This is a genomic window from Lysinibacillus sp. 10T31, assembly GCF_056394365.1.
Genome location: NZ_JBFTHS010000047.1, coordinates 1 through 14,007 on the forward strand (window position 1 = coordinate 1; position 14,007 = coordinate 14,007).

21 protein-coding genes are annotated in these 14,007 nt (G+C 36.6%); all 21 read left to right on the top strand.

The window, feature by feature from the left end; translation table 11 throughout:
* Positions 1-617 precede the first annotated feature (617 nt).
* Positions 618-1,097 (top strand): hypothetical protein, encoded by a 480-nt coding sequence (locus AC1DCY_RS21400; protein ID WP_477353416.1) that lies wholly within the window; start codon positions 618-620, stop codon positions 1,095-1,097.
* A gap of 353 nt (positions 1,098-1,450) precedes the next feature.
* Positions 1,451-1,795 carry a hypothetical protein gene (locus tag AC1DCY_RS21405; RefSeq protein WP_477353417.1) on the top strand — a complete coding sequence of 115 codons (345 nt, stop codon included), beginning with the start codon at positions 1,451-1,453 and terminating at the stop codon, positions 1,793-1,795.
* 84 nt (positions 1,796-1,879) lie between these two features.
* The gene (locus tag AC1DCY_RS21410) at positions 1,880-2,167 is read left to right on the top strand and encodes a hypothetical protein (protein WP_477353418.1); all 288 of its coding nucleotides are present in this window, start codon (positions 1,880-1,882) and stop codon (positions 2,165-2,167) included.
* A 112-nt stretch (positions 2,168-2,279) separates the two neighbouring features.
* Entirely contained in the window at positions 2,280-2,825 is a 546-nt protein-coding gene (locus tag AC1DCY_RS21415; protein WP_477353419.1) for a site-specific integrase, read from the top strand.
* A gap of 144 nt (positions 2,826-2,969) precedes the next feature.
* A complete protein-coding gene (locus AC1DCY_RS21420; RefSeq protein WP_477353420.1) occupies positions 2,970-3,386 on the top strand; it encodes a sigma factor-like helix-turn-helix DNA-binding protein in 417 nt (138 codons plus the stop codon).
* A 198-nt stretch (positions 3,387-3,584) separates the two neighbouring features.
* Positions 3,585-3,797, top strand: a complete 213-nt coding sequence (locus AC1DCY_RS21425) for a hypothetical protein (RefSeq protein WP_477353421.1) — start codon at positions 3,585-3,587, stop codon at positions 3,795-3,797.
* Between the two features lie 70 nt (positions 3,798-3,867).
* Complete coding sequence (locus AC1DCY_RS21430; RefSeq protein ID WP_477353422.1) at positions 3,868-4,059, top strand: hypothetical protein; 192 nt, start codon at positions 3,868-3,870, stop codon at positions 4,057-4,059.
* Positions 4,056-4,415 carry a hypothetical protein gene (locus AC1DCY_RS21435; RefSeq protein ID WP_477353423.1) on the top strand — a complete coding sequence of 120 codons (360 nt, stop codon included), beginning with the start codon at positions 4,056-4,058 and terminating at the stop codon, positions 4,413-4,415. The genes AC1DCY_RS21430 and AC1DCY_RS21435 overlap by 4 nt, the downstream gene beginning before the upstream one ends.
* Positions 4,412-4,780, top strand: coding sequence for an HNH endonuclease (locus AC1DCY_RS21440; protein ID WP_477353424.1), 369 nt, complete (start codon positions 4,412-4,414; stop codon positions 4,778-4,780). The genes AC1DCY_RS21435 and AC1DCY_RS21440 overlap by 4 nt, the downstream gene beginning before the upstream one ends.
* 104 nt (positions 4,781-4,884) lie before the next feature.
* On the top strand, positions 4,885-5,322 hold the full coding sequence (locus AC1DCY_RS21445) for a P27 family phage terminase small subunit (protein WP_477353425.1): 438 nt from the start codon (positions 4,885-4,887) through the stop codon (positions 5,320-5,322).
* Between the two features lie 14 nt (positions 5,323-5,336).
* Positions 5,337-7,061 (top strand): terminase large subunit, encoded by a 1,725-nt coding sequence (locus tag AC1DCY_RS21450; protein WP_477353426.1) that lies wholly within the window; start codon positions 5,337-5,339, stop codon positions 7,059-7,061.
* Positions 7,062-7,089: 28 nt separating this feature from the next.
* Complete coding sequence (locus tag AC1DCY_RS21455; protein WP_477353427.1) at positions 7,090-8,301, top strand: phage portal protein; 1,212 nt, start codon at positions 7,090-7,092, stop codon at positions 8,299-8,301.
* Positions 8,270-8,851 carry an HK97 family phage prohead protease gene (locus AC1DCY_RS21460; RefSeq protein ID WP_477353428.1) on the top strand — a complete coding sequence of 194 codons (582 nt, stop codon included), beginning with the start codon at positions 8,270-8,272 and terminating at the stop codon, positions 8,849-8,851. The genes AC1DCY_RS21455 and AC1DCY_RS21460 overlap by 32 nt, the downstream gene beginning before the upstream one ends.
* Positions 8,852-9,336: 485 nt before the next feature.
* Positions 9,337-10,530 carry a phage major capsid protein gene (locus AC1DCY_RS21465; protein WP_477353459.1) on the top strand — a complete coding sequence of 398 codons (1,194 nt, stop codon included), beginning with the start codon at positions 9,337-9,339 and terminating at the stop codon, positions 10,528-10,530.
* 1 nt (position 10,531) lies between these two features.
* Positions 10,532-10,801 (top strand): head-tail connector protein, encoded by a 270-nt coding sequence (locus AC1DCY_RS21470; protein WP_477353429.1) that lies wholly within the window; start codon positions 10,532-10,534, stop codon positions 10,799-10,801.
* A complete protein-coding gene (locus AC1DCY_RS21475) occupies positions 10,773-11,111 on the top strand; it encodes a phage head closure protein (RefSeq protein ID WP_477353430.1) in 339 nt (112 codons plus the stop codon). The genes AC1DCY_RS21470 and AC1DCY_RS21475 overlap by 29 nt, the downstream gene beginning before the upstream one ends.
* A complete protein-coding gene (locus AC1DCY_RS21480) occupies positions 11,111-11,536 on the top strand; it encodes an HK97 gp10 family phage protein (RefSeq protein ID WP_477353431.1) in 426 nt (141 codons plus the stop codon). The genes AC1DCY_RS21475 and AC1DCY_RS21480 overlap by 1 nt, the downstream gene beginning before the upstream one ends.
* Positions 11,533-12,000, top strand: a complete 468-nt coding sequence (locus tag AC1DCY_RS21485; RefSeq protein WP_477353432.1) for a phage tail terminator family protein — start codon at positions 11,533-11,535, stop codon at positions 11,998-12,000. The genes AC1DCY_RS21480 and AC1DCY_RS21485 overlap by 4 nt, the downstream gene beginning before the upstream one ends.
* 3 nt (positions 12,001-12,003) lie before the next feature.
* Positions 12,004-13,059 carry a phage tail sheath C-terminal domain-containing protein gene (locus AC1DCY_RS21490; protein ID WP_477353433.1) on the top strand — a complete coding sequence of 352 codons (1,056 nt, stop codon included), beginning with the start codon at positions 12,004-12,006 and terminating at the stop codon, positions 13,057-13,059.
* 12 nt (positions 13,060-13,071) lie between these two features.
* Positions 13,072-13,506 carry a phage tail tube protein gene (locus AC1DCY_RS21495; RefSeq protein ID WP_477353434.1) on the top strand — a complete coding sequence of 145 codons (435 nt, stop codon included), beginning with the start codon at positions 13,072-13,074 and terminating at the stop codon, positions 13,504-13,506.
* A gap of 16 nt (positions 13,507-13,522) precedes the next feature.
* Positions 13,523-13,909, top strand: a complete 387-nt coding sequence (locus tag AC1DCY_RS21500) for a phage tail assembly chaperone (RefSeq protein ID WP_477353435.1) — start codon at positions 13,523-13,525, stop codon at positions 13,907-13,909.
* Positions 13,910-14,007: the final 98 nt, after the last annotated feature.

Below are 14,007 nucleotides of genomic sequence, written 5' to 3' on the forward strand. Positions count from 1 at the left end.
CTAATCATGTCTAATCATGTGTTAACAAGTAGAGGGCGAACAGTTTAGTTGTCGGGATATAATCCCACGGGTGCTTCCGTTCGACCCCGGCTACTATCAATCTATAAATTGAATAAAAAATAGTCAACCAGATTACTCCGGTTGACCTTATAATACGAAAAGTGCTAAAGAAGTATACAGTAATCCTTTCATGAATATCATCCTCCTTGTTTTTCCTTTTTATACGAAAAATAGCGAGTGGAAGTTTCATTTTAAATATAAAAAAGCCGCAGCGTCGTCACACGCTACAGCTTAGAATTGGTTTATGTCCTTCTATATAGGCTAGTCAGATAACAGCATTATAACACATAGAAGGGCAAAACTATGTTAAAAGAGAAAACAGAATTAAATCGCTACCAACTTGACAAGGCAATTAAGAAGTACCATGACAACATGTGTAAATACATGAGAATGAAAGAAGAGATTAGGTATCTTAATTAATATAAAAGGCTAAAAAACGGAAAAAGGAGTGGTTTTTAGTGACAAGCCTTACACCTATCAAGTTAAGGCTTTTTATTTTGTAGAAATTTGTTCCAATTTATCACCTCTCAGATTAAGATGGAGTGGGAGGTTCAAATATGATAAAAAATTTTAGATTATTATATGATATTAAAAAAATTAATAACCATTTTAAAGATGTCTTGAAACTTGATATCTATGATTACGCCAAAATGGAAGCTTATGTGGAAGAAAACATGGATAATTTTACTGCTGATGAGTTGTCAATTATTTTAAAAACAATCACTGAAAATAAAGATAATTTTAACAGCATTAGAAGTTTTTTTGTTAGCTCATTAGCCAACTTATTAGCCATAGTTGCATTCTTTATAGCAGCATTTGTGACTTTTTATGCTGCATTAGCAACATTTCTTTTAAATGCAGGAGACAAATTAATTGTTAATAGAATTGAGTTTACATTTAACTTGTTGGTCGGAGTAGCAATTATTTATCTTTTAGGGTTTACATACTATTTTTTTAAGAAGACCCGTGAATTTAAAAATATTGTTAAATTACAGGAAGCTATAAAAATTTTAATAGCTATAATAAAACCGAAATGAACATCCTTCTGGATGTTTTTCTTTTGCTTTGAAAACTGCATCAAACAGCCAATAAAGAGAATGCGCACCTATAAATAGTCAGATGAGACTTTAAACGCAATGAGAGGGCCGAGTTTGGTGTGGTTTTGAGAGCAAAAAGTTATTACATATATTTCATCTGCTAGGTTATGATTGGACGGGAGGTGAGATAAATTAACCAAATCGAAGTTATCATTGATAAGATTTTTTCAATATCGACAGCAGTTACTCTAGTTATAAGTGCAATAACATCGTTTTTATTTAGTGGTGGAACAAACCTGTTACTACAAAAAACAAATCGGAAAGGTAATCTTATTTCAGATAGAGGTTTTGAAATGATTGAGAAGATCATTAGTATCGAAGAAGCTAGGATACAAGCTATGTTTTACTGTACATTTATTACTGGATTTACTAATGAGCAGTATTTAGAAGCTTACAAAAAGTATTCAGATGAAATAAAAGAATATGAAAAATTTATGAAAATGTACAGCTTTATTCTAAAAAAATCAACTAAAGTGAAATTATATAATTACAATAAGTATTTAAATCAACCACTTGAAAACATCAGGATATTAATGAATGAAGAGCATTTTGATAGTATGATAACGGACTTTAATAAATCAAATGGTGAAGAATTACATAATGAAATCATTTCATTAATTAAAAAGCAAATGATTTAAATATGAACCAGATTAATAACTTATTTCTTAAAATAGCGTTCAATAAGGGCGCTTGAAAAAATTGAAAAATTTATAACTGATGAATTGGGTAAAGTAAATATTAATATTGAAGAAATTGAAAGATTGGTTACTCAAGAGGAGATTACTTCAACCAGTGATGTAAGTGATTTAGAACTTTTTAAATATGGAGTAGGAACAAAACTTATTCTAGGGGCTTTACAACATTTAATGAAAGAAAATTTTGTAACTGTACAATTTAATAAAGCTGGAAATGTACTTAGTCTGGAAAATAGCCTGAAAAATGAGTGGATTCCACGGACTTCTGAAGATTTTGAAAGATTAATGGATGATATTGAAGCGAAAATTAAATAAGTTCTACCAGCTTACTGGAGGACAACAAATGATAGCAGCAAGCGCTGTTGTCACTTGTTGTCCTCTTTTTTATTTCCTGGATTTTTAGAACGCAAAGAAGGAGGAACAGTATATGAATTTTGTACAGCCGATACGTGATCCAGAATACATTCGTGTAATCAAAAAGTATTTGTTTGATAGGAACTACCGTAATTATATGTTGTTTGTTGTTGGAATTAATAGTGGACTTCGCATTTCTGACATCTTGCAGTTAAAGGTGTTAGACACTCAAAAATCTTACTTTAACGTGGTGGAGAAGAAGACAAAAAAGACTAGACGTATTGAAATGACACCGCAATTAAAACGAGAGTTAAAACAGTATGTTGAAGACAAGGAAGAACATGAGTATTTGTTTAAGAGCCGTGAAGGAGTCAATAAACCTATAAGTCGTAGTGCTGCCTACAAGATATTAAACAATGCTGCATTAGCTGTTGGACTAGAAGAAAACATAGGAACTCATACGTTACGTAAAACATTTGGCTATCATTTTTACAAACAGACAAAGGATGTAGCCCTGTTACAAGAGATTTTGAATCATTCATCACCAAAAATAACTTTGCGTTATATAGGCATCAACCAAGATCAAATGGACAAGGCGATGAAGGACTTTAGAATTTAACTTTTCTATTTAGTTCTCTTTAAAAAGAAAGTGAGGAACTGAATTTTATGAAATAGCTCAAAATGTTGTAATAACTAACTTTAAAGCAATGTGATGAGTTCAACACAATATACATTGAAGTGAACTGAAAGGGGCCAAACGGTGATGGAGATAATGAAGAATTATGCGGATCTATTACGCATTATTGATATTGTAAAAGCTGAGATTGAAATGTTGGAGATAGACAAGGAATATTGGATAGGCAAGGATGCGCAGTTACCGTTCTTTTCAACTGGTGCCAGTAAGTACGGACTTGATGTTGCATCAAAGCGGGTAGATCGTTTGAACGGACGTATTACTTCACTTGAAACTAAGCTTGAGCATTATCAAGCAATTGAAAAAGAAATTCGAGAGAACATAGAGAAGCTAGAAGGATTGGAATATAAAATTGCTAAATTGCGTTTTATTGATGGCATGACCTATCAGGAGATTGCTGAAGAATTAAAGTATTCTTACGGCTATATTCGGAAAGTAGTGTCACAAGGTAACAAAGAGGTAACAATAAGACTTGTCAAACAATGATATATTTATAGATGAAGAAAAGGATAAGCGCACGGAAATGCGCTATAAATTATATTTGCCTTACAATAAAAGCACGTTCGTTTGTACGTGTGTTTCGCAAACAAGCATGAGAGGCTACTTAATTGGTAGTCTCTTTTTATAATGACAATACATTCCATTTGAACTATTATATATATATGTAGATGGGAGGTGTTATTCATGGGAAACAAGAAAGTTCGTTTTAGATTGGTAGACGGCAGTGAAATGGATGTAGTTTTAGTCGAAGAGATTTCAGACCTAAATTCTTACATTCAATCAAAAATTATTGATAATGGTTTTATTAAAGTGCATGACGCTAACTTTGGAAATATGTTTGGTGATGAATATATTGTAGCAAAGAACATTATTTCATACCGTATTTATAAATACTAACCATTACTATTAAAGGAGTCACATCTAACAAGGTGTGGCTTTTTATTATGCCAAAAGGTAGGTGAATAATATGAAACTTTATCAGTTACTTGATGATCAGACACTCAAACAGTTAAATAAGATTCGAGGTCCATCAAATACAGAACCAGTTGCTAAACGTAAAGCAGCTGGTTCTTCTTTATCTAAGAAAGAGTTACATGATCTAATGGGTACGAATCGGCAGACTTATAAAAAAGTAAATGGGAGAGTGAAAGGAAAATGAAGGTACCAATGCGTAAAACTATTATCGGCACTGAATTTTGGTGTACTGAAGAAAAGAAAACTTTATTTGTACCTGCAGGTATGAAAGCACCTTTTGAAATCACAACAGAACCTAAAAGTATGATCATGGGAATGGGTGTAGGAACTGGTGAAGACAGAACGGTCATCGATGCAGATCTAATAGCATCTACTATGGGAATCAGTGAAGGTGGTGAAATTGTAGATTTAAGCAATATGACAATAAAAAAATTACGTGAGTATGCAGCATTAAAAGAAATAGAAATACCTGCTGAAATAAAGAAGCAGAAAGAAATTGCACAATATATATATGACAATTGGATTCCTGATGCGGAATGAAATATTGCGATTTTAATGGATGTAATAAAAAGATAGAACGTGGTAGGTATTGCGATGATCATGGACGGTCTGAAAAGTCCAGGAAGAATAAGAACATTTACCATAATAGCAACAAGCAATTTTATAATTCACAAGTATGGAAAGACATGCGTGCATTCATTTACGAACGAGAGAAAGGTTGCTGTCAGCGATGTGGAAGGTTCGTCTTTGGTAAGCGAGCACAGGTTCATCATGTCGTACCAGTGAAGAAGAATCCTTTACTCAAGTTAGAGCCGAACAACCTTCGTCTGCTGTGTCCAGTGTGCCATTGCATAGAGGAGAACATGGATGAACAAGAAAATATTTTTGCGAATTATTTTTCGTAAACCCCCCCGTCATTTTTTATTTTTTTATTTTTTGACCAAGACCGGTTAGGGGAGTCTTTTCTTTTGTTGGACAAGATTTTTTGAAAAATAAAGGGGGGTGTGAAATGTCAACAAAAAAGCAGAGACAGCAAATGGTTGCGGATAAAACAGAGAGTGAGAAAAAACGCATTTTGAAAATCATGCGAGATGCTGACATTTACACACTTACCCTAGATCCGTTAATTGAAAGTTACCTCGATATTTTTGAAATTTATCAAACGATGTACATCGAGTGGAAAGAAAAAGGCTTTCCAGTTACTCAGCGTCACACGAATAAAGCAGGCGCCACCAACAACTCAAAACACCCATTAGCACAACAGGTTGAAACATGGGCGGATAAGAAAATGAAGGCTTTAGATGCTCTTGGTTTAAATAATAAGGCGAAAGCAAGTCGAATTGTTACTGGTGGGACATCTGTGGGGAAGGGTGAGGAAATAACAAAACCTGAAGTGCCAGAGGTTGATGAATTGGCAGCGCATCGTAATAAATGGCGTAAAGCATAAGGTGGTGGACGTATGTGGTAATTGAACAAGGCGTTAACTATGCTGATATTTATGCCAGACAGGTGCGAAAGAGCCCAAAGAAATATCCAAAAACTATACGTGATATGGTAACTAGATATTACAAATGGAAAAGACGTAAAGACATTTGGTTCGATGTAGATCGAGCAAATGAAATGTTAGATTGGGTTCAGACTTTCATTCGACATGTAAAAGGAAATTTAGCTGGTCAACCTCTTATCTTGGAAGACTGGCAGCGCTTCGCTTTTTCCAACATTTATGGATGGGTCCATAAAAATGAAAACGGTGATGTTGTCCGCGTTCTTCGCGAAGCATATATTCAAGTGCCGAAGAAGAATGGTAAAACACTTATCGCTGTAGGTGCTCTTGGATACGCAATGTACGGTGAGGGTGTTCTTGGTGCAGATTGTTATTGTTGTGCATCTGACTTTAACCAGGCTCAATATGCAGCTAAACCATTCGCTGCTACAATCCTAAATCACAATGCGCTTTTGGAAGTCAGTCATGTGTACAAAGGTCCGAAAGGGTCCATATCATCGGTTACATATGATTATATTCATGATGATTTGGCGTTTCAGAATCAGCTTATCGTTATGTCGAAGAATATCCAATCTATTGAGGGTTCTAATCCTCATTTTGTTCTGAATGATGAGCTACACGCCCAAGAAAACATGGACCAATATGACAACTTTAAGTCTGCTCAAATCAGCCGTGATGAACCAATCATGTTTAATATATCAACGGCAGGTAAAGGGTCATCATCGGTCGGTATGCGAGTGTATCGTGAAGCGAAAGATACGCTTAAAAATGATGATAACGATGCAAGTTTCGTCATGATTTATGAACCTGATAAAAAGTATGAATGGACAGACCGTAATGTTTGGGCGATGGTTAATCCTAATATCGGCGTATCAGTGACAATGAGTGCCCTCGAAACAGAATTTATTTCGGCAATGAAATCAGCTCATAAAAAAGCTGAATTTTTATCCAAGCATTTGAATGTGTTCGTGAATGGTGCCGAGAATTACTTCGAACAAGACCAAGTAGAACATACTCTCGTGGACGATCTAGGTGATTTGTTGGGTGAAACTTGTTATCTTGGATTGGATTTATCGAAGACAACCGATTTAACGTGTGTGAATCTAAATTTCCCATCTCACGATGATGAGGGACGGGCTATTTTAAAAGTTAAACAGATGTACTTCATCCCGAATGCAGATATTGAATTTAGGGAAAAAGAGGACAATGTACCCTACCAAGATCTTGCCGAACAAGGATATGTCACGTTTTGTGATGGTAAGATGATTGATCAAGATCAGGTACTTGACTACATCAAAGAGTGCATGGAGTTATACGATGTGCAACAGTTAAATTATGACCCTGCCATGTCTCAAAAGCTTATTGAAAAATGTGAAAATCTTGGTCTTGATTGTATAGCCGTGAATCAGTATCCAAACGTCATGAATGCTATGATTGATGATTCCGAACGATTGATATATGAAGGGCGATTGGTAACGGATAATCCACTATTTATTTATTGTGCATTAAACATGGTGGTCATAACGAATATAAATGGAATGAAGGGGCCTTCAAAACGTCAATCTAAGAAAAAGATTGATGGATTTGTGGCTTTTTTGGTTGCTCATAAAGAAACGATGATGCTGATGGATGATATAGATGAAAGCGGTATGGATGATTTACTAGCTGAAATTTATAGATAAAAGATAAAGTGAAAGGCGGTGATAGATATTGGGATTACGAAACAGATTCTCAAATTACTTGTACAAGCAAGCTGAAAAGCGTGGATGGTTTAAAGATGCTATGAGTCGTACCATTCGCTATGGTGGAAGATATGTCGATGACGAAAATATCCTTGAATCGTCGGACGTTTATGAACTGATGCAAGATATTTCAAATCAGCTAATGCTGGCCATGATCAGTGTGGAGGACAATGAAGGTAACGAAGTTAAGAATCATTCTGCTTTGCGAACGTTGCGAAATCCAAATGATTATTTGACAGGTTCGGAATTTATTAAATTAATGACGAATACTTATTTACTTCAAGGTGAGGTGTTCCCTGTTTTGGATCTTGACGAATTGCATCTGGCAACTAATGTTTACACAGAACTAGATGACCGATTGATTGAGCATTTCAAAGTTGGCGGAGAAGAAATACCAGGTTCGATGATTCGGCATGTTAAAAACATCGGGACAAACCATCTTAATGGTGTTGGATTGATGCAACTCGGTAGGAACACGTTAGAAGGCGTTATGAGTGCAGAGAAGGTATTGACGGATAAATATGCTAAAGGTGGATTAATAGCCTTCTTGCTTAAGTTAGATGCCCATATTAACCCTTCCAACGGGGCGCAATCAAAGTTAATCAAAGCCATCTTGGATCAACTTGAACAAATTGATGAATCCCGTTCAATAAAATTGATTCCACTTGGAAAAGGTTACAATATCGATGCAATGGAATCACCAATTGATGATGATAAGACACTTGCCTATCTTAATGTTTATAAAAAAGACCTTGGGAAGTTTCTTGGCATCAATGTAGACACATACATCTCATTAATGCAGACGGATTTAGAAAAAGCAATGATGTACTTACACAATAAAGCGATAAGGCCTATTATGCGAAACTTCGAGGACCATTTGAGTCTTCTTTTTTTTGGTCAAAATTCGGATTTACGCATTAAATTCAAGATTAATATTCTTGATTTTGTAACTTACAGTACAAAAACGAATATCGCGTATAACATGGTTCGCACTATGATTACGACACCAGATGATTCGAGAGAAATGCTTGGATTCGAAAAATTAAATACACCTGAATCAACTAAGCTTTATATTTCAAAAGACCTTATTTCTGGTGAGGACTTAGGGAAAGCAACCGACGATACCTTAAAGGGAGGTGATGACGAAAATGCCGAAAAAGAGGGAAACAAGGGTAGTTAACATCACAGGATTGACCACACGGGACGGGACGGAAGACGGACCTGTCAGAATTAGTGGTTATGCTGCTGTGTTTAATTCCAAGACAACTATCTCAGATTGGTTCACTGAAGAAATTGAGCCAGGTGCTTTTTCCCGATCGATTTCTGACAACGACATTCGAGCCTTATTTAATCACAATTGGGACAACGTGTTGGGGCGGACGAAAAGTGGAACTTTGCAATTAAGCGAGGATAATCATGGTCTGAAGTTTGAAATTACACTGCCTGATACATCCACCGCACGCGACTTAGTGGCAAGCATGGAGCGCGGCGATATTAACCAGTGCAGTTTTGGTTTTTATCCGACGGAAGAAACGTGGAACTATGATGTTGAACCTGCTCATCGGGTGCTGAATGAAATAGAGTTGTTTGAAATATCTGTTGTATCCATACCGGCTTACGACGATACGGAAGCATCGATCGTGCGTAGCAAAGAAATCTCATTGAACGTTGAAAAGCGATTGAAAATCATAAAAAAAATTAATGAAACCTTGGAGGATATTAAATTATGAATAAGAAAAAACTGCGAGCGTTACTTAAAAGAAAAATGTCCCGTCTGCAAAAATTGAATACTCGAATGAAGAAAAATGAAGTACGTGATGAAGATTTGGAAGAAGTCCAAGAAGAAGTTGATGAGTTGGCAGAGGAAGTTCAAGAACTCAACGAAATTATTGAAGAACTCGAAGATGACATTGAGGACATTGATGCCGAACTCACTGAAGAAGAGCGAGCAAACCGAAAAAAACGTGCGTCTCGTGCGAAAAAGTTTAAGCGTCGCAAACGAAGCAAACGCGATGGTACAGAAGAGGAAATAGCAAAAGAGCTTCAAGGTGAAATTGACGATTTAATCGATGATGTAGAAGAGCTTATCGAAGCGGTTGAGGAGTTAGAGGATGACGTTGAAGTTATCGAAGAAAATTTGGATGAAGAAGCACGTGCTAAAATCCAAAAACTTATCCGCAGGGCGAAACGTGCGAAGCGTAAAAAACGTGATGGTATGAGTGATGAAGATGCTGAAGAATTGCAAGATGAAATTGATGAACTTGCTGAATTAGTCGATGAACTTATTGATGATGTTGATGTAATCGAAGGTGATGTTGAAGACATCGAGGAGGAACTAGATGAAGAAGCGCGTGGTAAGCGAAATGGGCATGGGGTAACACCTCGACAACGTTCTGCTGCTTCGCGTGCGGTGCGTTCATCATTGTCTACCCGTAATGCAAGTCCAATGACGAAAAAGGATGCTCAAATTCGTTCTGCATTTGCTAATTTTGTTGTTGGTAAGATCAACGAATCAGAAGCAAGGTCACTTGGAATCGAAGTCGGCAACGGTTCAGTAACTATCCCTAAAGTAATCGCATCAGAAGTCATCACCTATGCGCAAGAAGAGAACTTGCTTCGTAAATACGGAACGGTCGTACAAACGAAGGACACACAAGGTTATCCGATTCTTGTGAAAAAAGCTGTTGCGAATATCAACAAAGGTGAACGTAGTACGAACATCGCTGAAACTGAAATCGAATTTGATGAAGTAACACTTAATCCAGCAGAGTTTGATGCATTAGCAACGGTAACGAAAAAATTACTTGCGCGTGCGGATGTGCCGGTTGAAGATATTGTAGTTGACGAGCTTAAAAAGGCGTATGTTCGGAAAGAAACGAACTATATGTTTAATGGCGACGATGCAGGTCATGAAAATCCAGGTGCGCTTGCTAAAAAAGCAGTGTCATTCTATGAAAATAAAGGCGATGACCTTTACGATTCTTTAATTAAATTGAAAAATACACCAGTTACGGAAGTTGTGAAAGCAGCCCGTTGGATCATTAACCGTGCAGCATTGACGCTTATTGAAACGATGAAAACAGCTGATGGATTCCCATTGTTACGTCCATTTGAAGCGCCAGAAGGTGGCATTAAACATACGTTGCTCGGTTATGAATTTGATTTCACGGATGATGCAGATGCGGCAGACCCAACTAAAGCTGTATTCTACTTTGGTGACTTCTCGCAGTTCCGTATTCAGGACGTGATGGGTTCGATGGAAATCCAACGTTTAGTTGAAGCATATTCAGCTCAAAACAAGGTCGGATTCCAGATTTATAATGTTGTCGATGGCCAACTCATTTACAGTCCATTAGCTCCTGCTGTTTATCGCTATGAGGTTGGGGCAACTGCACCTGTAGGATCTTGATTTGGAAACGTTGGTCGATAAATTAAAAAACCACTTACACATAGAAGAGGACATGGATGGTTCCATGCTCTCTTTTTATTTGGAGCAAGCAGAAAAGTATGTTAAAAATGCGACAGGCTCACAGACTGAGTACTTGATTATTATGGTTGCCGGCATTATGTATGAATATCGTATATCGGAAAATGAACTTGAAGTGGCTCTAAATGCGCTGACCCCTTTCTTTATCCAGGAGGTGTTTGTGGATGGCGAAGAGACAAACAAACCGACTTAAACACAAGATCGATATTCATGCAAATGTAAAAATAATGAATGAACTTAACGAGACATCATACAAGTTTACAAAGATCAAGACTATCTTTGCTGAGATTGTTCCTCAAACAGGAAGTCTTCAAAATCAACAAGCCGATACGATCTTGACTAATGTCACGCATAAAATAATTGTTCGTTATAACGCTGGAAAAGATATTACCCAAGCGATGCAAATTCATTTCCGTGGTCACCGATTTGAAATTAAATTTATTCTCAATCCCTATTTTAAAAATGAAACACTTGAAATCTTTTGTCAGGAGTTGATAGACTAATGGATTTTAAACTGGATGGCTTAACAGATTTTCAAAAGGATTTGTTAGAAGTAGCACAAGATAAACTACCGAAAGAAACTTATCAGATCATGCGGAAAATTGGTAGTAAAGCAAGGGCGAGAGTAGCTAATGAAGCGCGTAGTAAGGTTAAAAAGAAAACAGGTACCTATCACAAAAAATTTAAACGCGGAAAAGTATTCAAAGACAGTCAAGGACAAATCATTGTCCGTGTTATTAACTCTTCAAACCATGCTCATTTAATTGAACACGGTCATCGAAAAGTTACGAAAAGTGGAAAAGAGGTTGGCTTTACTCCAGGTAAAAAAGTGATGGAACAAGGGATTCAAAATTTCGATAGCAGTGGTGAATTTGAAAACATGCTTTCAGATTGGCTAGATGAAATGTTGGATAGTGGAAAGTTATGATCACATATAAAAATATTAAAAACGCAATCAATCATAAACTTGGTGTCTTTGATGTGGAAATTAATAGCGGTGATGTTTCAGAAGGCTTCAAAAGGCCTTCTTTTTTTGTGCAACTAGAAAACAGTAAGCGGTCAGGCGATGAAAGCCAAGTACACAAAACAATGACCGTACAAATCTATTATTTTCCCACTGATCGATATGAGTATTCCATCGAAGTGTTAGAAATGCAGGAAAGGTTGGAAGAACTGTTTGATTTAAAATTGTCCGTTATTGATAGATGGCTGAATATCGATGAATTGAACACCATTCTGATTGATGGTGTTCTGAATTGCTCGTTTGATCTTGATTTTTACGATGGACGTACATCCAATACAATCATAGATGACATTGAAAACGGCAAAGAATTTTACGAAAAATATCCGATTGAGCTTATGGGCGAGTTGGATGATGAGGAAGGGGATTAAACAATGGGCCTACCGCAAATTAATATTGAATTTATTGGTAAAGCTGTTACAGCTGTCAAGCGAAGCCAGCTTGGTATTGTAGCATTAATTTTAAAAGATGATGTGCAAACCGCTGATACAGTGACGTACAAAAGCTTTGACGATGTGCCAACAGATGAATGGGCGCCAGCAAACTTAGATTATATTCAATTAACGTTTAAGGGTGCACCTAGCAAAGTAGTTATTGAACGTTTGCCAGCAACTGCAGCCGATTATACTGATGCATTGATACGGTTAAATAATAAACGCTTTAATTACTTGGCTATTCCAGGTATTGAAGATAAGGACACAATAAAAACATCTTCTTGGATCAAAACCAAACGTGGCCAGAAAAAAACTGTTAAAGCTGTATTACCTAACTGTGAAGCGGATCATGAAGGGATTATTAACTTCACAATTAGCGGAATTAAAGTTGGTGAAAGAGAGTACACGACAGCTGAATACACATGTCGTATTGCGGGTATTCTAGCAGGGTTGCCATTTACACGTTCAGCTACGTATTATGAGTTGAACGAAATCGATGCTATTACAGAATTAGAAGATCCTGATGCAGCAGTTGACGGAGGTGAATTAATTCTTATTAACGACGGTGAAGTCATTAAGATTGCGCGAGGCGTAAATAGTTTAACGACACTCGTAGGAGTGAAAACGGAAGACTTTAAATCAATCCGTGTCATGGAAGTGCAGGACTTAATTAAAGACGATATTCGTACCACATTTGATAAGCATTACATCGGTAAACATAACAATATTTACGATAACCAAGTGTTGTTTATCCGTTCTGTTAACGCTTATTATGATGGCTTGGAAGGCGAAGAAATTCTTGATCCAAACTTTGATAATAGAGCTGAAATTGATGTCCGAAAACAACGTTTGGCGTGGGAAGGAATCGGAGTAGATACTACAGATTGGGATGAGCAAAAAGTAAAAGAAATGGCCTTTAAAAAGAATGTATTTTTAGCTAGCAATGTTAAGATTGTTGATGCTATTGAGGACTTAGACATGGAAATTGCTATTTAAAGGAGGGGAATTATGAGAAAAATTCGTAGTAACAGACAGATTAATGGTACGTTTGGTAGCGTATGGGTAAACAACGAAAAGTGGTTAGATGTTGATTCATTTGAAGCAAAGATAAATATTAATTTAGAAGAAGTGAACATGGCCGAGGATTTAGCTACTCACCAAAAAATGACTGGTTGGGCGGGAGAAGGATCGATGACTGTTAAGAAAGTGTATAGTCGGGGTTCCAATCTACTTGCTAAAGCGGTTAAAAGCGGTGTATTACCTGATATTAACATTGTCGGTAAACTTGCAGATCCAGACGCTTTTGGTTCGGAGCGTGTGGCAATCAATGAAGTGACATTTAGCGAATTCATGTTGATGAAATTTGAACAGAAAACACTCGGAACAGAGGAATTACCATTTAAATTTGCAGACTATGATCTTATCGATTTAATCACAGCATAAGAAAGGGAGTAATTTAATGACAAAAAAACTTACCTTGAATGATTTAATAAAAGAAAAAGAAAAATATCAAGTGAAATCGGGCATTACCAAAGATTTATTGATTGATAGAATGGGGGTTTCCATTACTATTAAAAAAGCCGAACGCGCTTTGTGCTTGGAATGTATTGAAATGGCACACGATCCAGAACGAGAAGGCTTGGCTGATATTCATATGGTGTATAACACGATTACGGAACCGAATCTTAAAGACCCTGAATTACACAAGGCTTATGAATGCAAAGAACCTTATGATATTATTGAAAAAATTTTTGAACCAGGTGAAATTTCTAGTATTGCAGGTGAGGGAATGGCACTTTCCAGATACGGATCGGGTGTGAAGGCTGTTGAAGACTTAAAAAACTAATCAAGAGTGATGGAGATTTTTATTTAGTCCATCACTATTTGCAAAAAGGATTTACGGATGAATTCATCATTAATCTCTCGTCCACACAAAAGAAATTT

What these genes read in the sequence shown, in the direction of transcription:
- AC1DCY_RS21495 (WP_477353434.1), top strand. Translation starts at nt 13,072, where the DNA reads ATGAGAAAAATTCGTAGTAACAGACAGATTAATGGTACGTTTGGTAGC.
- AC1DCY_RS21405 (WP_477353417.1), top strand. Translation starts at nt 1,451, where the DNA reads ATGATTGAGAAGATCATTAGTATCGAAGAAGCTAGGATACAAGCTATG.
- AC1DCY_RS21425 (WP_477353421.1), top strand. Translation starts at nt 3,585, where the DNA reads ATGGGAAACAAGAAAGTTCGTTTTAGATTGGTAGACGGCAGTGAAATG.
- AC1DCY_RS21440 (WP_477353424.1), top strand. Translation starts at nt 4,412, where the DNA reads ATGAAATATTGCGATTTTAATGGATGTAATAAAAAGATAGAACGTGGT.
- AC1DCY_RS21400 (WP_477353416.1), top strand. Translation starts at nt 618, where the DNA reads ATGATAAAAAATTTTAGATTATTATATGATATTAAAAAAATTAATAAC.
- AC1DCY_RS21500 (WP_477353435.1), top strand. Translation starts at nt 13,523, where the DNA reads ATGACAAAAAAACTTACCTTGAATGATTTAATAAAAGAAAAAGAAAAA.
- AC1DCY_RS21490 (WP_477353433.1), top strand. Translation starts at nt 12,004, where the DNA reads ATGGGCCTACCGCAAATTAATATTGAATTTATTGGTAAAGCTGTTACA.
- AC1DCY_RS21445 (WP_477353425.1), top strand. Translation starts at nt 4,885, where the DNA reads ATGTCAACAAAAAAGCAGAGACAGCAAATGGTTGCGGATAAAACAGAG.
- AC1DCY_RS21415 (WP_477353419.1), top strand. Translation starts at nt 2,280, where the DNA reads ATGAATTTTGTACAGCCGATACGTGATCCAGAATACATTCGTGTAATC.
- AC1DCY_RS21485 (WP_477353432.1), top strand. Translation starts at nt 11,533, where the DNA reads ATGATCACATATAAAAATATTAAAAACGCAATCAATCATAAACTTGGT.
- AC1DCY_RS21460 (WP_477353428.1), top strand. Translation starts at nt 8,270, where the DNA reads ATGCCGAAAAAGAGGGAAACAAGGGTAGTTAACATCACAGGATTGACC.
- AC1DCY_RS21465 (WP_477353459.1), top strand. Translation starts at nt 9,337, where the DNA reads ATGAGTGATGAAGATGCTGAAGAATTGCAAGATGAAATTGATGAACTT.
- AC1DCY_RS21480 (WP_477353431.1), top strand. Translation starts at nt 11,111, where the DNA reads ATGGATTTTAAACTGGATGGCTTAACAGATTTTCAAAAGGATTTGTTA.
- AC1DCY_RS21475 (WP_477353430.1), top strand. Translation starts at nt 10,773, where the DNA reads ATGGCGAAGAGACAAACAAACCGACTTAAACACAAGATCGATATTCAT.
- AC1DCY_RS21420 (WP_477353420.1), top strand. Translation starts at nt 2,970, where the DNA reads ATGGAGATAATGAAGAATTATGCGGATCTATTACGCATTATTGATATT.
- AC1DCY_RS21435 (WP_477353423.1), top strand. Translation starts at nt 4,056, where the DNA reads ATGAAGGTACCAATGCGTAAAACTATTATCGGCACTGAATTTTGGTGT.
- AC1DCY_RS21430 (WP_477353422.1), top strand. Translation starts at nt 3,868, where the DNA reads ATGAAACTTTATCAGTTACTTGATGATCAGACACTCAAACAGTTAAAT.